We start from the raw sequence: 20485 nt of genomic DNA, 5'->3' as shown, positions 1-20485 counted from the left end.
GGTCGGCTGTTACGGCGTTTGTTCCCGCCCTGGCGTCCGGTATGCCTCCGATCAGCTCGCTGGCGCGGCGCCGCGCGCGGCGGGCAGGCCGGGCACCGGAACGTCCACCGCGAGCAGCGCGCCGTCCTGCGGGCCCGGCGAGTCCAGCCCCACCCGGGCGGTGCCGATGAAAAGTCGCCGCAGGTCGGGGCCGCCGAGGCAGATGCCGGCCGGCTGCTTGGCCGGCAGCCGGATCTCCCGGTCGAGGGTGCCGTCCGGCCGGTAGCGGCGTACCGCCGAGCCGCCCCACAACGCGATCCAGAGGTGGTCGGCCGCGTCGAGCGTCATGCCGTCCGGGCCGCCGTCGGCGGGGGACAGCCGCAGGAACGGCTCCCGGCCGCGCAGGGACCCGGTGGCGGGGTCGACTGTGAACCGGTCGATCTCGCCGCGCGGGGTGTCGGCCAGGTACATGGTGGTGCCGGTCGCGTCGAACGCCGGCCCGTTCGGGATGGTCAGCCCGGTCACCGCGGGGACCGGCTCGGCGCCCGGTGTGAGGCGGAACAGCGTGCCTCCGCCGGGCACCATCGCGTACGTCATGCTGCCGGCCCAGAACCGGCCGTGCGGGTCGGCGACCGCGTCGTTCATCCGGGTCGGTTCGGGTGCGTCGGCGACCAGCCCGACGACCGGGCGGGGGTCGCCGGTGGCGGGCAGCACCGTGACGCCGGTCCCGGCGGCGGCCAGCCATTCACCGGGTCGGTCGGCCACCGGGGCGACCGCGCCGAGCGGCACGTCGAGGCGGCGCAGCTCCCGCAGCGGGCTCGGGGCGTCGCCGTCGGTCTCCAACAGTCGCCCGGCCAGCAGGTCGACCAGGACCAGCCGGTCGTCGACCCAGCGCAGGCCTTCACCCAACTCCAGCCGGTCGGTGCTCCAGACGGTCGGCTCGGTCAGCTCCATGATGTTCCTCCAAAGGATCGTCAGCGGACCGTACCGCCGGGGCCGTGGTCGAGCAGCGCTAGCTCGGTCCGGTCGGGCAGGCCCTCCCAGTCACCACGGGTGGCGACCGCGAACGCGCCGGTGGTGACGGCCCGGTCCAGTCGGGCCGGCGCGTCGAGGCCGTCGAGCCAGCCGGAGAGCAGCCCGGCGACGAACGCGTCACCAGCGCCGACGGTGTCCACCACCGGCACCGTCCGGGCTGGACGGTGGATGACGCCGGTCACGCTGTGGCTGGTCGCCCCGTCGCCGCCGTGCTTGACCACTACCTCGGTGGCGCCGGCCGAGAGTAGCGCCGTGGCCGGGTCGGTGGCGTCGGTCAGCACCGCCAACTCGTCGTCGGAGGCGATCACCAGGTCGATCGAGGGCAGCAGCGGGCGCAGCGCGGCGGCGGCCTCGGCGACCGACCAGAGCCGGTTGCGGTGGTTGACGTCAAGGCAGATCGTGCTGCCGGCCGCGCGGGCACGCCGCACGGCCTCCACCACCGCCTGGTACGGCTCGACGCCGAGCGCGCAGGTGATGCCGGTGACGTGCAGCAGCCGGGGTGGCGGCCCGGGCGCGTCGAAGGCAGGTGTCACGTCGGCCGGGCCCAGCCGGGAGCCGGCCGACCCGGCACGGTGGTAGGTGACCCGGTTGATGTCGGCGACCCGGTTCTCGAAGAGGATCAGGCCGGTGGGGGCGGTCGCGTCGACCCGGGACCAGGTCAGGTCGACACCCTCGGCGCGCAGCGTACGGCGGACCAGCTCGCCGGGCTCGTCAGCGCCGGTGACGCCGACCCAGGCGGCCCGGTGGCCGAGCCGCGCCAGGCCGATCGCCACATTCGACTCGGATCCGGCGACGGAGATGCCGGCGGTGCCGCCCAGTCGCAGCGGGCCGGTGGTGCGGAACGCCGCCATCGTCTCGCCGAGCGTGAGCAGGTCGGTCATTGCCGGACCGCCGCGAGGAAGGCGGCGGCGCGCTCCCGCAGCGCCACCTGGTCGCCGCCACGGACGGCGTCGCCGAGCAGCGGGGAGCCGACGCCGACAGCGACCGCACCCCGTTCCAGGTAGCGTCGCGCACCGTCCGCGTCGACCCCACCGACCGGCACGAACGCGGCACCGGGGAACGGGTCGCGCAGGGCGCCGAGGTAGTCGGGCCCGCCGAACGAGGCCGGGAAGAGCTTGATCGCGGCGGCCCCGCCGTCGGTTGCCTGCACCACCTCGGTGGGGGTGAGGGCACCGGCGAGCACCGGCAGGCCGAGCCGGCCGCCCTCGGCGAGGCTCGCGGCGATCGCCGGCGTGACCAGGAAACCAGCACCCGCGTCGGCCGCCGCGCGGGCGTCCTCGGCGCTGAGCACGGTGCCGGCGCCCAGGGCGTAGCCGGGGCCGAGGGCGGTCCGGGCGCGTCGGATGACGCCGAGCGCGTCGGCGCTGGTCAGCGAGACCTCGACCAGGGCGACGCCGCTCTCGGCCAGTGTGAGCACGGCGGTCAGCGCGGCGGCCGGGTCCGGGCCGCGCACGATGGCCAACAGCCGGTGGGTACGCAGCTCGTCGAGCAGGTTCATCACGGTGTCCTCAGTGGTTGCGGTGGGCGGAGATGGTGAGTCGCCAGGTGACCTCGCCGGTGGGCGGGACGACCGCCGCGTCGGAGGGGCCGGCGTCAGCGAGGTCGAAGGCGCTGCCGAGCATCGGTTCGACACCGATGCTGCGGTAGGGGCAGTCGGCCGGCCAGCCGCCCAGGTTGCGCCAGAGCGCGGTGCTGCGGGGCTGGCCGTCACACTCCAGCTCCAGGATCAGCCGGTCGTCGCCGTCGATCACCTGGGCCCGTGGGCAGTCGAGCAGCACCGCGCCGAGCGCGGTCCCGTCGTCCGGCCCGAAGGTGTCCAGCGTCAGCCCGACGGGAGCCGGCCACGGCCCGGTCAGCCACGGGCTACCGGTGGGCCAGACGCCCGGCGGCAGGAGTGCGGCGGCCTCCGGATGCAGCCGGGTGGGCGTGCCGGCGGGGGCGTCGAGATGAGCCTCGGGGGAGAGGCCGAGCAGGGCGTGTGCGGCCCACACGAAACGGTAACCGGGGTCGGCGGCCAGCCGGTAGTCGGCCACCACCACGCCACCGTCGTCGGTGATCCGCCGGCTCAGCGTGAACGTCGGCCGCTCGATGACCAAGGTGTCAGGGCCGCCGCTGCGCCACCGCCGCGACCACACCTCGCCGTGGTCGGGCTCGCCGCGCACTGTGGGTAGGCACTCCTCCAGCCCACCGGCGTCGACGAACGCGTCGTCGGGGCGTACCCCGTGCCGGCCGGGTTCCGGGCCACGCCACAGCCACTCCCGGCCGCCGCCGCGCAGACTCGTCCATCGACCGCCGTGCGCGGCGTCGTACGCCACCCGCAGGGCCACCGGCCGCGCGCCGGTCACCACTCGGCGAAGGACCCGTCGGCGTGCTGCCAGACCGGGTTGCGCCAGGCGTGCGGCGTCTGGGCGGCCTTGCGGACCGCCGCCTCGTCGACGGTGATGCCCAGGCCGGGCCGGTCGAGGCGGGCGATGTGCCCGTCCACGAACCGGAACGGCTCGGGGTCGACCAGGTAGTCGAGCAGTTCCGAGCCGGCGTTGTAGTGGATGCCGATGCTCTGCTCCTGGATCAGGAAGTTCGGCGTCGCGAAGGCCACCTGGAGGCTGGCCGCCAGGGAGATCGGGCCGAGCGGGCAGTGCGGGGCGAGCAGCGCGCCGTACGTCTCGGCCAGCGCGGCGATCCGGCGGACCTCGGAGATCCCACCGGCGTGCGACAGGTCCGGTTGGACCACTGCGACCCCGGCCTGCAACGGGGCGAGGAACTCGGACCGACCGTAGAGCCGCTCGCCGGTGGCCACCGGGATCGGCGTGCCGGCGACGATGTCGCGCAGGTGGTGAGCCTGATCGGGCAGGACCGGCTCCTCCACGAAGAACGGGCGCAGGGCGGCCAGCTCGGGCAGGATCCGGCGGACGGCGGCCAGTCCGGCGCGACCGTGGAAGTCCACAGCGATGTCCCGGTCGGGGCCGAGCACCTCGCGGGCGGCCGCCACCCGGCCGATGACCGCGTCCACCTCGGCCGAGGTGGGGATCGGCGAGAGTCGCCCGCAGGCGTTCATCTTGATCCCGGTGAGGCCGGCGGCGACCTGCGCTGCGGCGGCGTCGGCCACCTCGCCGGGTTCGTCCCCGCCGACCCACGAGTAGATCCGTACCCGGTCGCGCACGTGCCCGCCGAGCAGCGCGTGCACCGGCGCGCCGTACGCCTGCCCGGCGATGTCCCAGAGCGCCTGGTCGAGGCCGGCGACGGCGCTGGAGAGGATCGGGCCGCCCCGGTAGAAGCCACCCTTGGTGAGCACCTGCCAGTGCTGCTCGATGCGCAGGGGGTCCGCACCGATCAAGTGTTCGGAGAGCACCTCGACCGCGCTGCGCACCACCTCGGCGCGGCCCTCGACCACCGGCTCACCCCACCCGACCAGCCCGTCGTCGGTCTCCACCCGGCAGAACAACCACCGTGGCGCGACCAGGAAGGTCTCGATCCGCTCGATCTTCACTGACTGCCCCTTCGTCCCCGTACCTTCTCGACGTCGCGGACGGCCTTGTCCAGCAACTGACGCATCGCGGTCTCGGCCGCCGTCTCGTCCCGGTCGCGCAGCGCGTCGACCACGGCGCGGTGGCTGGGCACCGGGTCGTCGTGCGGGGTGCCACCGTGCACCAGCCGGTCCCGTTCGGCGAGCCCGGTCTCCATCACCACCTCCATCCGCTCCAGCAGCTCGTTGTGGGTGGCGGTGAGCAGCGCGCGGTGGAAGGCGAGGTCGGCGGCGATGGCGGCGGCGGGGTCACCGTTGGCCCGGGACATTTCGGCCAGCGCCCGGTCGAGGGCGGTCAGGTCGTCCTCGGTGGCGCGGGTGGCGGCCAGCCGTGCGGCTGCCGGCTCGATGATGGCGCGCACCTCGTGCAGTTGGTCGAGCAACCGCTGGTCGGTGCCCTCGGCGAACTGCCAGCGGATCACGTCACCGTCGAGCAGGTTCCAGTCCGCACGGGGTCGGACGAAGGTGCCGCGCTTCTGTCGGGCGTCGACGATGCCCTTGGCCGAGAGGACCTTCAGCGCCTCGCGGAGCGCGGTGAGGCTGACGTCGAACTCCTCCTGCAACGCGACGATGTTCAGCGTCGCGCCAGCGGCGATCTCGCCGGTGAGGATACGACGGGCGATCGCTTCGACTGTCTGCCCGTGGACGCCGCGGCGTGCGTACTGTGCCAATGCTCCTGGCCTTTTCGCTGGTCGGTATCGATCTCTCTCAGGCCGAGGCTTTCACCGCTGTCCAGCCACCGTCCACCACGAGGCTCGCGCCGGTGATGTAGGCGGCGTCCGGCGAGGCGAGGAAGGCGACTGTGGAGGCCACCTCGTCCGGTGTGCCGAAGCGTTTCGCGACGGTCTCCGCGATGCTTCGCTGACGGTCCTCTTCGGACACATCGGCCCAGGCGGCGGTGAGAATCGGCCCGGGCAGCACCGTGTTGACCCGGATCTGCGGGCCGTACTCGACGGCGAGTTGGCGGCCGAGCGCGAGCAGGCCGCCCTTGGCCGCTGCGTAAGCGGGTCGGCCGGGCAACCCGACCAGCGCGTGCACCGAGGAGATCAGCACCACCGCGCCGGCGCGTGCCCGCAGGTCGTCCAGGCAGGCGCGGACGCCGAGGAAGGAGCCGGTGAGGCTGACGCCGAGTTGCTGGTCCCAGGACTGTCGGCTGGTCTCGTGCGCCGGGGCGACCCGCACGGCGTACGCGGTGCTGACCAGGATGTCCACCGGGCCGAGGTGGTCCCGTACGGCGCGCACGGCGGCCGTCCAGTCGGCCTCGTCGCTGACATCGCCCACTACGGACAGTGCGCGGTTGCCCCGCGCTGTCAGTTCCTGGGCCAGCGGGGCCGGGTCGGTCACGTCGAGTAGCGCAACCGCTGCTCCCTCGGCGGCGAGTCGCCGGGCGATGGCCGTGCCGATCCCACCCATCGCACCAGTGACCAGCGCGTTCTTGCCCTCAAGCCGACGCATAAGCTGATCCACCTGACCCCTCGCCTTGGTCTCTTCTAATCATTAATTACGAAGATATCTTGACAGTCGGCGACGGCCGATGCAACCTTCTGGTCACAGCATTCACATGGACGACACATCGCGTGGTGACGCTGAGTGTCGTAAAGGAAGGGATACCTCCGTGAGCGACTTCGACCCCGGTCGCCGGCGATTCCTTGGCCACCTTGGGCTCGCCGGCCTGGGCGCGCTCGGCGCCAGCTCGTTCCTCAGCGCGTGCGCCAGCTCCGCCAGCGGGCCGACCACGAGCAACGGCTCGGGCGCTGTCACCATCCAGTCCAACCTCTCCTCGCCGCAGGCCAAGGCGGCGATGGAGAAGCTGATCGAGACCTTCAACGCGCAGGGCAAGGGCACGGCGAGCCTCAACACGATCGCCTCGGAGACCTTCCGGACCCAGTTGCCGACCTACCTGACCTCGGCCAACCCGCCGGACCTCTACACCTGGTACGCGGGCTCGGTCGCCAACGACTACGCCAGCAAGAACCTGCTGCTGGACGTCTCCGAGGTGTGGAAGTCACTGGACGACTACCCCCAGTCGCTGCGCACCCTCTCCACCGACGCCAGCGGCAAGCAGATCTTCGTGCCGATGAACAACTACTGGTGGGGCTTCTTCTACCGCAAGTCCAACTTCGCCAAGTGGGGCGTGCAGGAGCCGAAGACCTGGACCGAGTTCCTGGCTCTCTGCGAGACGCTGAAGAGCAAGGGCGTCCCGCCGATCGGCATCGGCCTCGGCGACACCCCGTGGGTGGCCTCGGCCTGGTTCGACTACCTGAACATCCGGATCAACGGCGCGCCGTTCCACCGCGAGCTGCTCGCCGGCAAGCAGCGCTTCGACGACCCGAAGGTCAAGGCGGTCTTCACCCGCTGGCGTGAGGCCCTGCCCTACTTCGACCCCAAGGGCAAGGCGTACCCGTTCCAGGAGGCGACCACAGCGCTGCTGGCCGGCAAGACCGGCATGTTCCTGATCGGCACGTTCTTCGCCGACGCCGCACCCAAGGACGCGCTCGGCGACCTCGACTTCTTCCGGTTCCCGATCATCGACCCGGCGGTGCCGCTGGCCGAGGAGGCACCCACCGACGGCTTCTTCGCCAGCGCGAAGACCGCCAACCCGACCGGCGCCAAGGCCCTGCTCAGCTACCTCTCCGGGGTCGAGGCCCAGGAGGCGTACGTCAAGGCCAGCTCCGGCATCGTGCTGCCGGCCAACCCGAAGGCCAAGGCGTCCGACTCGCCGCTGGTGGTCAAGGGCAAGGCGATGCTGGACGAGGCCAAGGAGCTGACCCAGTTCTTCAACCGCGACTCCAGCGACGCGCTCCAGCCGACGGCGGACACCGCGCTGACCAAGTTCATCGACAAGCCGGACCAGATCGACGCGATCCTGCGGGAGTGGCAGGCCGGCGCCGAGAAGGTCTTCAAGGGCTGACGTGACAGCAACGATCTCCACGACTTCGGTCACCCCCACCCGGCGGCGGCGACGGTCGGCTCGACTGTCGCCGCTGCTGGTGGCGTTCGTCCTCGTGCCGTTCGCGGTGGAGAGCGTCTGGGTGTTCTGGCCGGCGATCCAGGGCTTCTGGTTCTCCCTCACCCGGTGGGACGGGATGACACCGCCGACCTTCGTCGGCACCGACAACTACGTCGAGCTGGCCGGTGACGCCACCTTCCGGGGTGCGCTGATCAACACGGTGATCTGGCTGGTGCTCTTCGGTGGCCTTTCCGTGCTGGGTGGCTTCGGGATGGCGCTCGTCCTACAGAAGGAGCGGCGCTTCGTCGGCTTCTACCGGGCCGCGCTGTTCACCCCTGTGGTGTTCTCGCTGGTGGTGACCGCGCTGGTCTGGCGGGTCTTCTACCAGCCCGACGGCATCGCCGACACGCTGCTGCGGGCGGTCGGCCTGGAGCACCTGATCCGGCCGTGGCTCGCCGACCCGCAGACCGCCCTGTACGCGGTGATCCTGCCCGCCCTGTGGCGACAGATCGGCTACGTGATGGTGCTGTTCCTGGCCGGGCTGAAGGCGATCGACCCGGCGCTGCACGAGGCGGCCCGGATGGACGGCGCCAACGCCTGGCAGCGGTTACGACACGTCACGATTCCCCAGCTCAAGGGGGTCAACGCCGTGGTGCTGTCGGTCATCGTGATCGATTCGCTGCGCTCGTTCGACATCGTCTGGTCGCTGACCAAGGGCGGGCCGTACCACTCGTCGGAGCTGCTCAGCACCTACATGTACTCGACAGCGTTCCAGAGCCTGCGGCTGGGCTACGCCTCAGCGATCGCCGTCGTGATCTTCGTGCTCGCGCTGGCCGTCATCCTCGGCTACCTGGTCCGCGCGTTCCGGGAGGAAGCGTGATGAACAAGCTCCGTACCGGGGCCTTCCACACCGGCATGATCCTGCTCTCGCTGCTCTGGCTCGGCCCGGTGCTCTGGGTGGTGGTGATGTCCACCCGGTCGTTCGACGACATCGCCGCGCACGGCGTGGGCAGCCTGCCCCGGTCCTTCACACTGGACACCTACCGGCAGGCGTGGACCGACGGCGGCGAGCTGCGCGCGCTGATCAACAGCCTGCTGGTCACCGTCCCGTCGGTGGCGCTGAGCCTGGGGTTGGCCGCGATGGCCGCGTTCGCGCTGAGTCGCTTCCGGATCCCCGGGCGGCGCACGATCCTGCTGCTGATGCTCGCCGGCAACCTGCTGCCACCGCAGATCCTGCTCATCCCGGTGGCCAAGTTCAGCGAGCTGACCGGCCTGTACGACACGCTCTGGGCGTTGATCGCGGTGCAGGTCGGCTTCGGGCTCGGCTTCTACACGTTCGTCCTGCACGGTTTCATGCGGGACCTGCCGGGCGAGATCCAGGAGGCGGCCACCATCGACGGCGCCGGCACCGCGCAGATCTTCACCAGGGTGATGCTGCCGCTGACCAGACCCGCGTTGGCAGCTCTCGGGGCGCTCTCCTTCACCTGGATCTTCAACGACCTGCTCTGGGCGATCACCGTGCTGCGTACCGATGACAACATGCCGGTCACCCCGGCGCTGCTCGCCCTCCAGGGCCAGTTCGTCTCGTCCTGGAACGTCATCGCCGCCGGTACTGTCATCGCGGCGGTGCCCACCGTCGCGGTCTTCCTCCGCTTCCAGCGGCACTTCGTCTCCGGACTGGCGCTCGGAGCGGTCAAGTGACCGCCGGGGCCGGGCAGCGCTGGACGCTGCGCGGCACGCACACCGAGTACACCGTCGCCGTGCCCGCGCACGGCCGTTGGCTGGAGCTGGTCGCGTGGGGGCCGCACGGCGTCTCCGACGGGCCTTCGCCGGTCGCCTACGACGGCCCGGTCCCGTTCCTCACCCCCGGCGACGCGGCTCCCATCGAGTACGCCACCGACGCCGACCGCCCGTTCACCGGCGCCGACCTGGTGATCGAGACCGTGAACGGGCAGCGCCGGGTGGGTTTCGTGCACACCGACGCGCGGGTCGACGCCGACCAGCGGGAACTGGCCGTCGACTTCGCCGACGCGGTGACCGGGCTGCGCGCCACAGTGCACTACCGGGTGCCGGTCGGCACCGACGTGGTGCAGCGGTGGGTCGAGCTGGCCAACGACGGCACCGACGCGCTGCGGGTCGTCCGGGCCGGCTCGGGCGGGTTCTGCGTACCGACGCCGCACGGCGCGCTGCTCAGCCACCAGTGGGGGCAGTGGGCGCAGGAGTTCCAGCTCTCCCACGTCGAGCTGGGCCACGGCACGTTCAGCATCGGCAGCTCCCAGGGCGTACCCGGGCACCTGCACGTGCCCTGGCTGGCCGTGCGCGACACCGCCGAGCCGGCCGGTCCGGCGTGGGGGATGGCGCTGGCCTGGACCGGCTCCTGGGAGATCAGCGCCGAGCGGGACACCGGCGGCCTGACCCGGGTCCGGGTCGGCCGTCAACTGGTCGACGGCCCGCTGGAGTTGGCCGCCGGCGAGCGATTGACACTGCCGGTGATCACCGGGGCGTACAGCCCGGACGGCCTGGACGGGCTGGCCCGGGTCTGGCACACGCATCAGCGGTTGCTGGCCGCCGACCGGCTCAGCCCTCGCCCGGTGCTCTACAACTCCTGGGAGGCGACCTACTTCGCCGTCGAGGCGCGGAGTCAGCTCGCGCTCGCCCGGATCGCCGCCGAGCTGGGCGTGGAGACGTTCGTGGTGGACGACGGCTGGTTCGTCGGCCGCGACGACGACACCGCCGGGCTGGGCGACTGGACGCCCGACCCGGCGAAGTTCCCGGCCGGGTTCGACACCTTCATCGCCGACGTCCGCGCCCTCGGGCTGAACTTCGGGCTCTGGGTCGAGCCGGAGTGCGTCAACCCGAGGTCCTCCCTGTACGCCGAGCACCCGGACTGGGTCTACTCCGTCGACGGCCGACCGCTCACTCCGGTCCGCAACCAGTACCTTCTCGACCTGGGCCGGCCGGAGGTCGCCGAGTTCGTCCACTCCACAGTCGACGGCCTGTTGCGCCGGTACGACATCGACTACCTGAAGTGGGACTTCAACAGGCCCCGTACCGAGCCGGGTCGGTTCGGCGGGTTGGGCCCGTTCGACCTGGACGGCGCGCACGTCGCCAACCTGCACCGGATCTACGAGCGGTTGCGCCGGGACCACCCCGGTGTGCTGATCGAGGCGTGCGCCGGCGGGGGCGCGCGGACCGACCTGGCGATGGCCGCCCGGGCCGACGTCTTCTGGCCCAGCGACAACACCGGCCCGCTGGACCGGCTCGCCATCCAGTACGGCTTCCTGCACGCCAACGCCCCACACCTGCTCAGCTCCTGGGTCACCGACGCGCCCGGCCTGTTCGACAGCCGCCCCCGCTCGCTGGCGTTCCGATTCGTCCTGGCAATGGCCGGTGTGCTCGGCATCGGCGCTGACATCAGGGCGTGGACCCCGGCCGAGCGGGCCGAGGCGGCCGGCTGGATCGCCCGCTACAAGGAGATCCGGGACGTCGTCACGCGCGGCGAGGTGCACCTGATCGGTGGCCCTGACCAGGCCCGGTGTGCGGTGCAGTACACCGCGCCGGACGAGAACCAGGTGGTGGTGCTTGCCTGGCACACCGGCCGGCTCGACGGCGCCGGGCTGCTTCCGTCCCGCCCGGTCCGGTTGCCGCTGCGCGGCCTCGACTCCGCGGCCCGTTACTCGCACGGCGATCAGCACTACTCCGGCAGCCACCTCGCCACTGTCGGCCTGCCAGTGCGCTGGAGCGCTACCCACGACGCCGACCTCATAGTGCTGACCCGCTGCTGAGTTCGGAGCACCACCACCCCCACCCCCGAGGGACAGGAGTACCTCCATGCGCCTGAACCGACAGCTGACCGCTGCCCTGGCCGTGCTCGGCCTGGGCCTGGCCAGCCCGATGCCGGCGATGGCCGGCCCACCCCACGCCGACCCGCCGCAGGCCGGCCACGGGCCCGGCCGCCCCGGTCACGCCCCGGCGGCCACCGGCGCCGAGGACCAGGGCGCGCCGACCTTCTTCAACAGCGGCCTCGCCCCGACGCCCTACCAGGGTTGGAACACCTACTTCGGTCTCGGTGGCGACCCCACCGAGGCCGAAGTACGGTCGGTCACCGACCACATGGTCCACAGTGGCCTGCGGGACGCCGGCTACACCTACGTGTGGATCGACGGCAACTGGGCAGCACCCACCCCGCGCAACGCGGCCGGCCAGCTCGTCGCCGACCCGGCCCGCTTCCCCGGCGGAATGGCCGCTCTGGCCGCTTACATCCACAGCAAGGGGATGAAGGCCGGCATCTACACCGACGCCGGCCCCTACCTGCCGGGGCAGTGCGGCCTCGGCAGCAACGGCCACTACCGGGCGGACATCGCCCAGTTCGCCGGCTGGGGCTTCGACGCGCTGAAGGCCGACTGGCTGTGCGGCCGGGCCGCCGGCCTCGACCCGGAGGCCACGTTCCGGGAGCTGGCCGAGGCGGTACGCCAGTCGCCCCGACCGATGCTGCTCAACATCTGCAACCCGGTCAGCTCGGACTGGGGCGGCGGCCCGTACACCCCGGAGCAGCTCTCCACCTGGAGCTACACGTACGCGCCCACGATCGCCGACTCCTGGCGGACCTACACGGACGTGGGGCTCACCGACCCGTCCCCGCAGTGGGCGTACCAGTGGGTGTTGCGCAACATGGACGTCAACGCGTACCACCCCGCGGCCACCGGGCCGGGGCACTACAACGACCCGGACTACCTGCTGCCGATGCGCCCGCTGCCCGACGGTGGGTACGAGTTGAGCCTGGACGAGTCCAAGACGCAGCTCGGCATGTGGGCCATCATGGCCGCTCCGCTGGTGATCGGCTCCGACCCGCGTGGCCTGCCGAAGGAGATGATCTCGGCGCTGACCAACCCGGAGATCATCGCGGTGGACCAGGACCCGTTGGTCCGGCAGGGCATCAAGGTCGCCGACACCGGCACCGACGCGCAGGTCTGGAGCAAGGTGCTCACCGGCTCCGGAAAGCGGGCCGTCGCGCTGCTCAACCGGCACGACACCGCCCAGCAGATCACCGTGAACTTCGCCGACGTCGCTCTCGGCGGGTCGGTGCAGGTCCGTGACCTGTGGTCCCGCTCCACTGTGGACGCCCAGCCGAGCAGCCCTGGTGTTCAGCCGTTCGCCGGCTCGTACACCGTCGAGGTGCCGGCGCACGGGGTGGCCATGCTCGGCCTGACCGGCACCGACCAGGTCGCCGGCGCCGACCTCGGCGGCACCGCCAGCGCCAGCCCGGCGCTGGTCCGGGTGGACGACACCCACGCCACCGCCTTCGTCCGCGACGCTTCCGGCGCGCTGGCCGTCAACACCCGGAGCGGTACGACGTGGGGCACGCACTGGACCTCCCTCGGCGGCCCGATCGGCGGCCGGATCCTCGGCCAGCCGGCGGCGTACGGCTCCGCCGACGGGCGGCTCGACGTCTTCGTCCGCGGCACCGACGACGCCGCCTGGCAGCGCAGTTACACCGCCGGCGGTTGGGGACCGTGGCGCAGCCTCGGTGGCACGCTGACCGACGCGCCCACAGTGGCCTGGACCAGCCCGACGCAGTGGACGCTCGTTGCCCGCGGTGCCGACGGCAAGCTCTGGTCGCGTACGCCGAGCGCCGGCTGGACCGGCGTCGGGGCTCCCGAGAACCGGCCGTTCTACGGTCGGCCGAGCGCTGTCGTCGACGACGCCGGCGTGCTGCACGTGGCGGTCCGCAGTCGCACCGACGAGGTGTGGTGGAGCAGCCGGACCGGCACCACCTGGTCGGCCTGGACCAACCTGGGCGGCACCACCAGCGGCAGCCCGACCCTGCTCGCCACCTCGGGCCGGGTCTACCTGTTCGCGCTGGCCGCCGACAACCGGCTCTGGCAGCGCAACCTGGCCGACGGCGGTTGGGGTGGCTGGTTCCGACGCGGTGAGTTCGCCACCGACGCGTTCCGGGGCGCTCCCGGGGCCGCCGCCGGCGCCAACGGCAGCGCCTGGCTGGCGGTACGCGGTGTCGACAACCGGGTGCACCAGGTCACGCTCTGACGCACTGTGGCGGGCCGTCGACAAACGGCCCGCCACAGCGGCTCAGGCCGGCACTAGTGCCCGGCATCGGCGTAAGGCGGCCTGGGCCAGCGGCGCGTCCCGGCCCGCGATCCCGGCCTCCAGTTCGGCCACCGCTTCCGCGGCCCGCCCCGGATCACCGGCTGCGGCTGCCGCCTCGGCCAGCACCCACACGGCCTCGGCGGCCCACGCCAGGATGCCCTTTCCGCGTACCAGCGCCAGCGCCTCCGCCGCGTGCCGGACGGCCTCGTCCGGGCACCCGGTCGCTGTGAGCCGCGCCAGCGCCGAGAGCGCCTGCACCAGCGGCCAGATCGCACCGACCCGCCGGGCGTCGGCAACCACCTCCCGCAGCGCCCGTTCGGCCGATTCCGCAGCGTCGTGTCTCCCGCTTGCGGTGCCGGCGGTAAGGGCCAGCACTGTCGCCAGTTCGGCCTGCGCGTCCAGCAGGGTGACCGGCATCCGCTCGGCGTTGGCGACCAACCGGCTGAGCCGCTCGGCGAGCCCGTCCGGCCGGCCGGCGGCCCGGTCCAGCGACAGCTCGGTCGCCTCCACCAGGGACGCCAGCCGCTCGTACCCGGTCTCGTCGACCAGCGCGCGACCGGCCGCCAGCAACGCTTCGGCCTGCTCCGGGTGACCGGCGTGCAGCGCGCCCTGCGCCCAGTTCAGGCAGGCTCGCGCATGTTCGCGGGGCCGGTCGGCCAGTTCCGCGGACGCCCGCAGCTCGGAGATGATCGCCCAGGCCGCGGGGTCGCCCAGCTCCAGCAGCAGCGAGGCGCGGGCGATACGAACCGCGAGGTGCGCCGCCGGATCCCCGCTGGCCGCTGCGGCGGTCTCCGCCTCCGCGCAGCGGGCCAGGTGGTCGTCGACGTGCCGGTCGACGACTGTGTCAGGGGCCGCCAGCACCGCGAGCGCCTGGGCCTTGCGGCGCGGCGCGCGCAGGTACGGCACGGCACGCTCGATCTCGGTGTACCCGCGCAGCGCCTCGCCCTGCTGTCGCAGCATCCGCCCGAGCACCAGACCCAGCTCACCGCGGGCGCCCGGCGGCAGCCGTCGGTCGGCGAGCAGCCGTTCCAGCACCGGGATCGCCTCGGCCTGGGTGAGCCCGTCGATGGCCGACCGGCCCAACTTGGCGGCGAGCCGAACCCGTACCGGTCGGGGCAGCTCGGCGACGTCCATCGTCTGGAGCAGGAAGCTTGCGGCTGTCGCGTCGTCGCCGCGCTCGGTGGCCAGGTCGGCTGCCGCCTCGGCGTTGCGGACGAAGTCGGCCCCGCTGCCGGCCCGGCGGTAGTGGTGCGCCAGTTGGGCCACCGGCCTCGGCAACTCCTGTTCCAACACCCGCGCCACCCGCAGGTGCAGCCACTCCCGGCTCTCCCGGGGCATCAGGTCGTACACCACCTGGCGGGCCAGGTCGTGCCGGAACCGCAGGCCGTCACCGGCGTCGTGCAGCAGGCCCGCGCGGTGCGCGGCGGTCAACGCCGCGCCGATCGCCACCCGGTCCAGGCTGAGCACCGAGGCGAGGATGCGCTGATCGGGCGTCATCCCCAGTACGGCAGTCGCGCCGAGCACCTCCCGGGTGGCCTCGTCGAGCGGGCGCAACCGCCAGAGCAGCACGTCACGCAGGACGAACGGGACGCTGTCGTCGGCCAACGGGTCGCCGCCGCGCTCGGCGAGCGTCCGCAGCACCTCCTCGACCACGAACGGGATGCCGGCGGTGCGGTCGAGCAGGGTGGCGGTGAGCTGCTGCGGCGGATCATCGAGGCGCAGGGTGCGGGCCGCCAGCCTGCGTACGTCGTCGGCGTCCAGCGGGCCGAGCGCAACGCGCGTGACGCTCCACGGGGGAGTCCGCGACAGGGCGTCGTGGATCGGCGTACTGCTTCCCGGCGTCGCCGTGCGCGCTGTCAGCACCACTGCCAGCCCCTCCACCGGGTGGGTGCTCAGGTAGGCGAGGAGTTCGCAGGTAGCCGGGTCCGCCCAGTGCAGATCCTCCAGCAACAGCGTGGCCGGGCTCAGCGCGGCCAGCACCGCCGCGACGGCGCGGAGCAGGCGATGTCGCTCGGCCGCCTGGTCGGTCAACGGGGGCGGCGCGTCAGGTAGCACGTCGGCCAGTTCGGGCAGCAGCGGCGCGAGGGCGCCGGCCACCGGGCTGAGCGGACCGAGCCGGTCGGCGCCGCCCCGGATCGCGTCCAGCAGCACGCCGAGTGGGAAGGGTTCGGGCACGTCGTCGCACTCGCCGATGAGGTGCCGCCCGGGGAGTTCGGCGAGCAGTTCGGCGACGAGCCGACTCTTGCCGATCCCGGGCTCACCCTCCAGCAGGATCAGGCAGGGCGGGGTGGCGACGATCCGGCGTAGCTGGGCCAGCTCCGCCGCCCGGCCGACGAACTCGACGGGCCCGCGCAGACGTTCGGGGCGGACGGGAGTTGGGCTCCCGCCGCCCCGTGTCTTGTCCTCGCCGCCGTCGATCACCGTGGGCCGAGCAGATCATCTCTTCGCGGCGCGACGGCGGGCCGGCGGACCGGCGGTGACCTGGGTCACACGCCGATCCGCCGGGTTGGGGGGAAGGGTCAGGACTGGATGGTGACCGGCACTGTCTTCAGTGAGCCGTCACCGTTGCGAAACTCCAACACCCCGAGGTAACGCTGGCCCGGGGCGAGACCGAACCAGCGCACTGTCAGGTTCGCCGTCGCGCCCGGCCGCACGCTGCGCTGCTTCGGGTCGATGGTGAACCGGCCGGTGGAGGTACCCGGCGCGCCCGGCAGGTAGCTGGTGACGGTGTACGCGTTCGCGCCGTCCCTGATGTTCTCGGTGAACTCCTGCTCGACGACCACGATGTAGTCACCGGCACCGTCCGGCAGTGTCACCTTGGCGCCGTCCCGGCCGCTGGCCGTGGCGGTCACGAACTTCCCGAACTTGTCATAGACGTTGAGGCTGAACTCGGTGCACTCCATCACGCCCTCCTCGTCGTCCCAGTCGATGTGGGAGCAGGTGGGCCGCCCCGACGTCACCTGGACGAGTGGGCTGCGGGTCCCGGCCGGCACGTGCAGTGTGGTCCTGCTGATCGACGCGGGCAGCGGCACCGGCAGGTTGTTCGACGTGCTCCAGTCCCAGCTCGGCCCGTCGCCCTTGAGGGTGACCACGTTGCTGGTGCCCGAGGTGAGCCCGGAGAGCTGGGAGATCAGCTGACCCTGGTAGCCGACCTCGGCGGCGATCCGGACGCTGCCGAAGGTGCCAGTGCCGGTGATGGCGTCGGGGGCGACCAACCCGGAGTTGCGCACCACCAGCGGGCTGCGTACCGCGTGCTTGAACTGGTCGCGCCAGGTCAGCGAGCCGTCGGCCCAGGTGTCGAAGGCGCCACCGGTGTTGGTGACCTCAACGGTGAAGCGGGCGCTCTTGCCCGGGCGGATCTGCAGCTTCTTCGGGGTGACTTTGACCTGGTAGCCCGGCGGGGCCTGCACCGACGAGGAGTAGGTGCTGGTCTTGTCGCTGACGTTGGTGACCGTACGGGTCACGGTCTGCTTGCCCACCATCCGGCCGAGCGAGATGGACGGGTAGTTGAGCTGTGCCGTGTCGATCGCACCGATCGTGTCGCAGCCGTCCAGGCCGCCGAGCCCGTAGTCGCCGCCCCGGTCGGCGGAAACCCCACACAGGTACTGGATCCAGTCCTGCTGGTTGGAGTCGTAGACCAGGCCCGGGTCGAAGGCGCTGCCCGGCGCGACCTGGCCGGCGCCGTAGTTCAGCGGGGTCGCGTCGTACGTGCCGATCTTGATCGGGTTGCCCTTGTCGGTCTTGTCCACCGCGCTGGTCATCAGCGCCGAGCGGACCGCGGCCGGCGACCAGTCGGGGTGCTTGGCAAGCAGCAGGGCGGCGATGCCGGCGATGTGCGGCGCCGCCATCGAGGTGCCCGACTCCAGTGCGAAGTCGTTGCCGCCGATGGACGGGGAGAACGCGGCGACGATGTCCTGACCGGGCGCGCTGATGTCCGGCTTGAGCAGCTCACCGGCGTTCAGGTTCGACGGGCCCGCCGAGGAGAACGCGGCGACAGCGGGCGCCTCGACCGTCTCCAGCCTGCTCGGCGAGATGGTCGCCGTGGCGTTGCCAGTGGCGACGTAGGCGGTGACAGTGGCCAAATCGACTTCGTTGATGTGCACTGTCGGCACTGCCTGCACATCGGCGTTCAAGGAGTTCAGCTCGTCGTTGTACAGCACCATGCCGACGCCGCCGGCCCGGGCCACCTCGATGCTCTTGTCGGTACGCGGGATCTCGCCGCGCAGGCAGAGCACGATCGCGCCCTTGACCTTGGCCGGATCCAACGTGTCGTCGGCGCAGAGGCCGGCACCGTAGGCGCCGCCCGGATCGATCGCGCTGTCCTTCGCGAAGACCAGTCGGGCCGGCCCGACACCGGTCTCACCCATGCCCACACCGGCGATGGTGGTGCCGTCGCCGAGGGTGAGCTTCCGGGTGTTCTGCCGGTCGGTGGTGCTCGCGGCCACAGTGGTCAGCCAGGGCGTCGAGTTGTCGACGGTGTTGGCGAACGGACCGGAGTTGCCGGCGGCGGCGGCGACGAACACCCCGGCGGCGGCCGCGTTGAAGAACGTCGCGTCGACAGCCCCGAACCGCTCGGTGTCGTCACCGATCGAATAGTTGATCACGTCGACGCCGTCCGCGACCGCGTCGTCGATGGCGTGCACGATGTCGATGTCGGTGCCTGTCGCGCCACCAGCGCCGTTGTCGTACAGAGCCTTGTAGATGGCCAACCGCGCGGCCGGCGCCATGCCGGAGATCACGCCCAGGTCCTGGGTGCCCGACGTGGCCCGCACACCGTGGATGCCGGCCGCGGTGCTGGCGGTGTGGGTGCCGTGGCCGTTGCGGTCACGCGGCGAGGAGTAGTCGTCCGGGAACGCCTCGGCGATGCCGCTGTCGTTGTACCAGCGCGCCCCGATCACCTTGTTGTTGCAGGTGACCGGCGCTTCGACGCCGACGTCGCAGGTGCCCTTCCACTTGGCGTCGATGATGGCCTGGTCAGGGCGCGGGCTGGGCAGCGGAGCGAAGCTCGCGCTCTCCGGCCAGTAACCGCTGTCGATGACCCCGATGATGACGCCCTCACCGGCGTGGGAGTCTGAGCCGAACTCCTTGTTCCACACCCCGCCCTTGCCGGTCAGGCCCAGGTAGTCGGGGGTGTGTGAGGTGGCGGCGTGCACCTTCTGGCTCTCGTAGACCGCTCGGACACCGTTTGTTGCGCGCAGCCGGGCGGCCTGCGGCCCGGTCAGGTCGGCGGCGAAGCCGTTGAACGCGGTCTCCATGGTGACGCGGGTGCGCTCGGCCGGCACTCCGACGTGGTCCAGCACCGACTTACGCTGCTGGCGCAGGTGGTCCCGGTACGCGTTGGCGTTCCCGGACGTGCGGTTCAGCTTGGCCCCGTCGGTCGGCTTGGTCGCCGCGATCCCGGGAACCCCGCCGGTGTAGGTGGCCAGCGGCTCCTCGGCGAGTTGGACGAGGTAGCGGGCGGTTGGCCCACTGCCGGCCGGCGCGGCGGTGGCGCTGGCGGGCAGGCTGGTCAGGCCGGCCGCGGTCAGCGCCACGGCGGCCAGCATGCTGACCCCGTACCTGGCCCGTCCGGTCCGATGTGCGTTCGGTTGTGGCACGTCGTTGCCTCCACGTTCGGTGCCGGCCGCCACGACTGATGACGGTGGCCGAAACCTAGGATCGGTACCGATCATCGAGAAGCACCCGTAACCTCGCCGTCATCTTGGAAACAAGCTCGTAACACAACGGGTACTTTGCGCGTCATTTGGAAGCGCCGACAGGCGGGATCCGTGCCATTTGGTCGGATGGCCGTGCCGCCGGTCGAGTCGGCCTTCGTGGTCTTCGACGCACAGGACTCCGGATGCCTCTCCTACGGCGTCAAGGAGGCGGGCGGAACTGCCTGCACTGACCCACAGCAGGCGCGGCCGGCAACGCCACATCGGCGGCGAAGTCGTACAGGAAGCAGCCGTCGTAGAGGTCGACAGCGACGAGGCCGGCGGCGCTGACGGCGAGGTGGGCGTCGAGGATCGCGTCGAGCGCCACCTCGACCTGCGGGACCGGCAGGCGCTGGAACCGGGTCAGCGCGCTGCGGTCCGTGCCGTGCGCTGTGGCGTGGTTCAGGACGGTGCCGTCGTACCAGGGGTAGACGAGGGTTGGTCCAGCGGTGCCGTGGATCGTCCAGGTGGGACGGACGATGGTCGGGTGGCTGACTGCGGCGTGCACCGCGACGGCCCGGTCGAGGGATGCTCGGCCCTCGACCGTGGTGGCCGTCTTGACGAGCCAGCGGCGGCTGCGGCGCAGGGTTCGCGGCCAGGAAGAGCTGCCGGGCCGGGGCGTTGCCGCGCGACCTGGTTGGCGGCGGTGCGGTGGTCCGGCCACGGCCTTCCGGGTTCAGTCGCGGCGGACGAGGCCCGGGCCGGCGATGATGTCGATGTCGCTGTCGGCGATCTCGTGGCCGGCGGCGCAGCGGAGTACGGCGCGGATCGGCTCGCCGCAGTCGTGGTGGGTGGCGACGACGGACGGGCCGGTGTCGGTGGCGGCCCAGGTGTCGCCCCAGTTGCGCAGTGCGGTGATGACGGGCAGGAGTTCGCGGCCCTTGCGGGTGAGTTGGTACTCGTGGCGGGTGCGCTGCCCGGGCTCCCGGTAGGGGATTCGTTCGAGCAGTTCGGCGGCGACCATTTCCTTGAGGCGGGCGGCCATGGCGGGCTCGCCGACGCCGACCCGGCGGACGAAGTCGTCGAAGCGGCGCGTGCCGAGCAGGGCCTCGCGCATGATCAGGACCGTCGACCGGCTGCCCACGATGTCCATCGCCCGGGCCACCGAGCAGTTTTCGCTCGTCCAGGAATCGCGGTCGCCTCGTAGGTCCTCCATGCCCCCAGCGTACCTGACTTGCATGGAAGCTAGCCAGGTGCTTC

16 protein-coding genes are annotated in these 20485 nt (G+C 72.0%); 5 read left to right on the top strand and 11 right to left on the bottom strand.

Features of this window, described 5'->3' with window-relative positions; all coding sequences use genetic code 11:
* Positions 1–51: 51 nt before the first annotated feature.
* Genes AB0B94_RS01130 through AB0B94_RS01100 form a run of 7 tightly spaced genes read right to left on the bottom strand, consistent with a single transcriptional unit; the run spans position 52 to position 5992 of the window.
* Entirely contained in the window at positions 52–933 is an 882-nt protein-coding gene (locus tag AB0B94_RS01130) for an SMP-30/gluconolactonase/LRE family protein (protein ID WP_357266967.1), read from the bottom strand.
* Positions 934–953: 20 nt separating this feature from the next.
* Complete coding sequence (locus tag AB0B94_RS01125; protein ID WP_357266964.1) at positions 954–1895, bottom strand: sugar kinase; 942 nt, start codon at positions 1893–1895, stop codon at positions 954–956.
* Positions 1892–2512: a bifunctional 4-hydroxy-2-oxoglutarate aldolase/2-dehydro-3-deoxy-phosphogluconate aldolase gene (locus AB0B94_RS01120; protein WP_357266961.1), complete on the bottom strand. Its 621-nt coding sequence runs from the start codon at positions 2510–2512 to the stop codon at positions 1892–1894. Before AB0B94_RS01120 ends, AB0B94_RS01125 begins: the two co-directional genes overlap by 4 nt.
* Before the next feature lie 10 nt (positions 2513–2522).
* On the bottom strand, positions 2523–3359 hold the full coding sequence (locus AB0B94_RS01115) for a hypothetical protein (protein ID WP_357266958.1): 837 nt from the start codon (positions 3357–3359) through the stop codon (positions 2523–2525).
* Positions 3356–4501 (bottom strand): galactonate dehydratase, encoded by a 1146-nt coding sequence (dgoD, locus tag AB0B94_RS01110; protein ID WP_357266956.1) that lies wholly within the window; start codon positions 4499–4501, stop codon positions 3356–3358. The genes AB0B94_RS01115 and dgoD overlap by 4 nt, the downstream gene beginning before the upstream one ends.
* Positions 4498–5208 carry an FCD domain-containing protein gene (locus AB0B94_RS01105; protein ID WP_357266953.1) on the bottom strand — a complete coding sequence of 237 codons (711 nt, stop codon included), beginning with the start codon at positions 5206–5208 and terminating at the stop codon, positions 4498–4500. The genes dgoD and AB0B94_RS01105 overlap by 4 nt, the downstream gene beginning before the upstream one ends.
* A 37-nt stretch (positions 5209–5245) precedes the next feature.
* Positions 5246–5992, bottom strand: a complete 747-nt coding sequence (locus AB0B94_RS01100; RefSeq protein ID WP_357266950.1) for an SDR family oxidoreductase — start codon at positions 5990–5992, stop codon at positions 5246–5248.
* A gap of 160 nt (positions 5993–6152) precedes the next feature.
* Here AB0B94_RS01100 and AB0B94_RS01095 point away from each other — a divergent pair, with 160 nt between their 5' ends.
* Genes AB0B94_RS01095 through AB0B94_RS01075 form a run of 5 tightly spaced genes read left to right on the top strand, consistent with a single transcriptional unit; the run spans position 6153 to position 13532 of the window.
* A complete protein-coding gene (locus tag AB0B94_RS01095) occupies positions 6153–7448 on the top strand; it encodes an extracellular solute-binding protein (RefSeq protein WP_357266947.1) in 1296 nt (431 codons plus the stop codon).
* A 1-nt stretch (position 7449) separates the two neighbouring features.
* Positions 7450–8367 carry a sugar ABC transporter permease gene (locus AB0B94_RS01090; protein ID WP_357266944.1) on the top strand — a complete coding sequence of 306 codons (918 nt, stop codon included), beginning with the start codon at positions 7450–7452 and terminating at the stop codon, positions 8365–8367.
* Positions 8367–9188 (top strand): carbohydrate ABC transporter permease, encoded by an 822-nt coding sequence (locus tag AB0B94_RS01085; protein WP_357266941.1) that lies wholly within the window; start codon positions 8367–8369, stop codon positions 9186–9188. Before AB0B94_RS01090 ends, AB0B94_RS01085 begins: the two co-directional genes overlap by 1 nt.
* Positions 9185–11272 (top strand): alpha-galactosidase, encoded by a 2088-nt coding sequence (locus tag AB0B94_RS01080; RefSeq protein ID WP_357266938.1) that lies wholly within the window; start codon positions 9185–9187, stop codon positions 11270–11272. The genes AB0B94_RS01085 and AB0B94_RS01080 overlap by 4 nt, the downstream gene beginning before the upstream one ends.
* 46 nt (positions 11273–11318) lie before the next feature.
* Complete coding sequence (locus AB0B94_RS01075; RefSeq protein ID WP_357266935.1) at positions 11319–13532, top strand: glycoside hydrolase family 27 protein; 2214 nt, start codon at positions 11319–11321, stop codon at positions 13530–13532.
* A 42-nt stretch (positions 13533–13574) separates the two neighbouring features.
* Here AB0B94_RS01075 and AB0B94_RS01070 read toward each other — a convergent pair whose 3' ends face one another.
* The 4 genes from AB0B94_RS01070 to AB0B94_RS01055 form a co-directional block, all read right to left on the bottom strand.
* Entirely contained in the window at positions 13575–16013 is a 2439-nt protein-coding gene (locus AB0B94_RS01070) for an AAA family ATPase (RefSeq protein WP_357266932.1), read from the bottom strand.
* 98 nt (positions 16014–16111) lie between these two features.
* The gene (locus AB0B94_RS01065; RefSeq protein ID WP_357266929.1) at positions 16112–19189 is read right to left on the bottom strand and encodes a S8 family serine peptidase; all 3078 of its coding nucleotides are present in this window, start codon (positions 19187–19189) and stop codon (positions 16112–16114) included.
* Between the two features lie 259 nt (positions 19190–19448).
* Positions 19449–19949, bottom strand: a complete 501-nt coding sequence (locus tag AB0B94_RS01060; RefSeq protein WP_357266926.1) for a hypothetical protein — start codon at positions 19947–19949, stop codon at positions 19449–19451.
* 12 nt (positions 19950–19961) lie between these two features.
* Positions 19962–20441, bottom strand: a complete 480-nt coding sequence (locus tag AB0B94_RS01055; protein ID WP_357266921.1) for a helix-turn-helix domain-containing protein — start codon at positions 20439–20441, stop codon at positions 19962–19964.
* Between the last annotated feature and the right edge of the window lie 44 nt (positions 20442–20485).

This window comes from Micromonospora sp. NPDC048986 (assembly GCF_040649335.1).
Lineage (GTDB): Bacteria > Actinomycetota > Actinomycetes > Mycobacteriales > Micromonosporaceae > Micromonospora > Micromonospora alfalfae.
This window is presented reverse-complemented; position numbering and strand designations above follow the sequence as displayed.

Coding starts and splice junctions, on each gene's coding strand:
- AB0B94_RS01100 (WP_357266950.1), bottom strand. CDS start 5,992: ATGCGTCGGCTTGAGGGCAAGAACGCGCTGGTCACTGGTGCGATGGGT.
- AB0B94_RS01075 (WP_357266935.1), top strand. CDS start 11,319: ATGCGCCTGAACCGACAGCTGACCGCTGCCCTGGCCGTGCTCGGCCTG.
- AB0B94_RS01130 (WP_357266967.1), bottom strand. CDS start 933: ATGGAGCTGACCGAGCCGACCGTCTGGAGCACCGACCGGCTGGAGTTG.
- AB0B94_RS01085 (WP_357266941.1), top strand. CDS start 8,367: ATGAACAAGCTCCGTACCGGGGCCTTCCACACCGGCATGATCCTGCTC.
- AB0B94_RS01055 (WP_357266921.1), bottom strand. CDS start 20,441: ATGGAGGACCTACGAGGCGACCGCGATTCCTGGACGAGCGAAAACTGC.
- AB0B94_RS01120 (WP_357266961.1), bottom strand. CDS start 2,512: ATGAACCTGCTCGACGAGCTGCGTACCCACCGGCTGTTGGCCATCGTG.
- AB0B94_RS01125 (WP_357266964.1), bottom strand. CDS start 1,895: ATGACCGACCTGCTCACGCTCGGCGAGACGATGGCGGCGTTCCGCACC.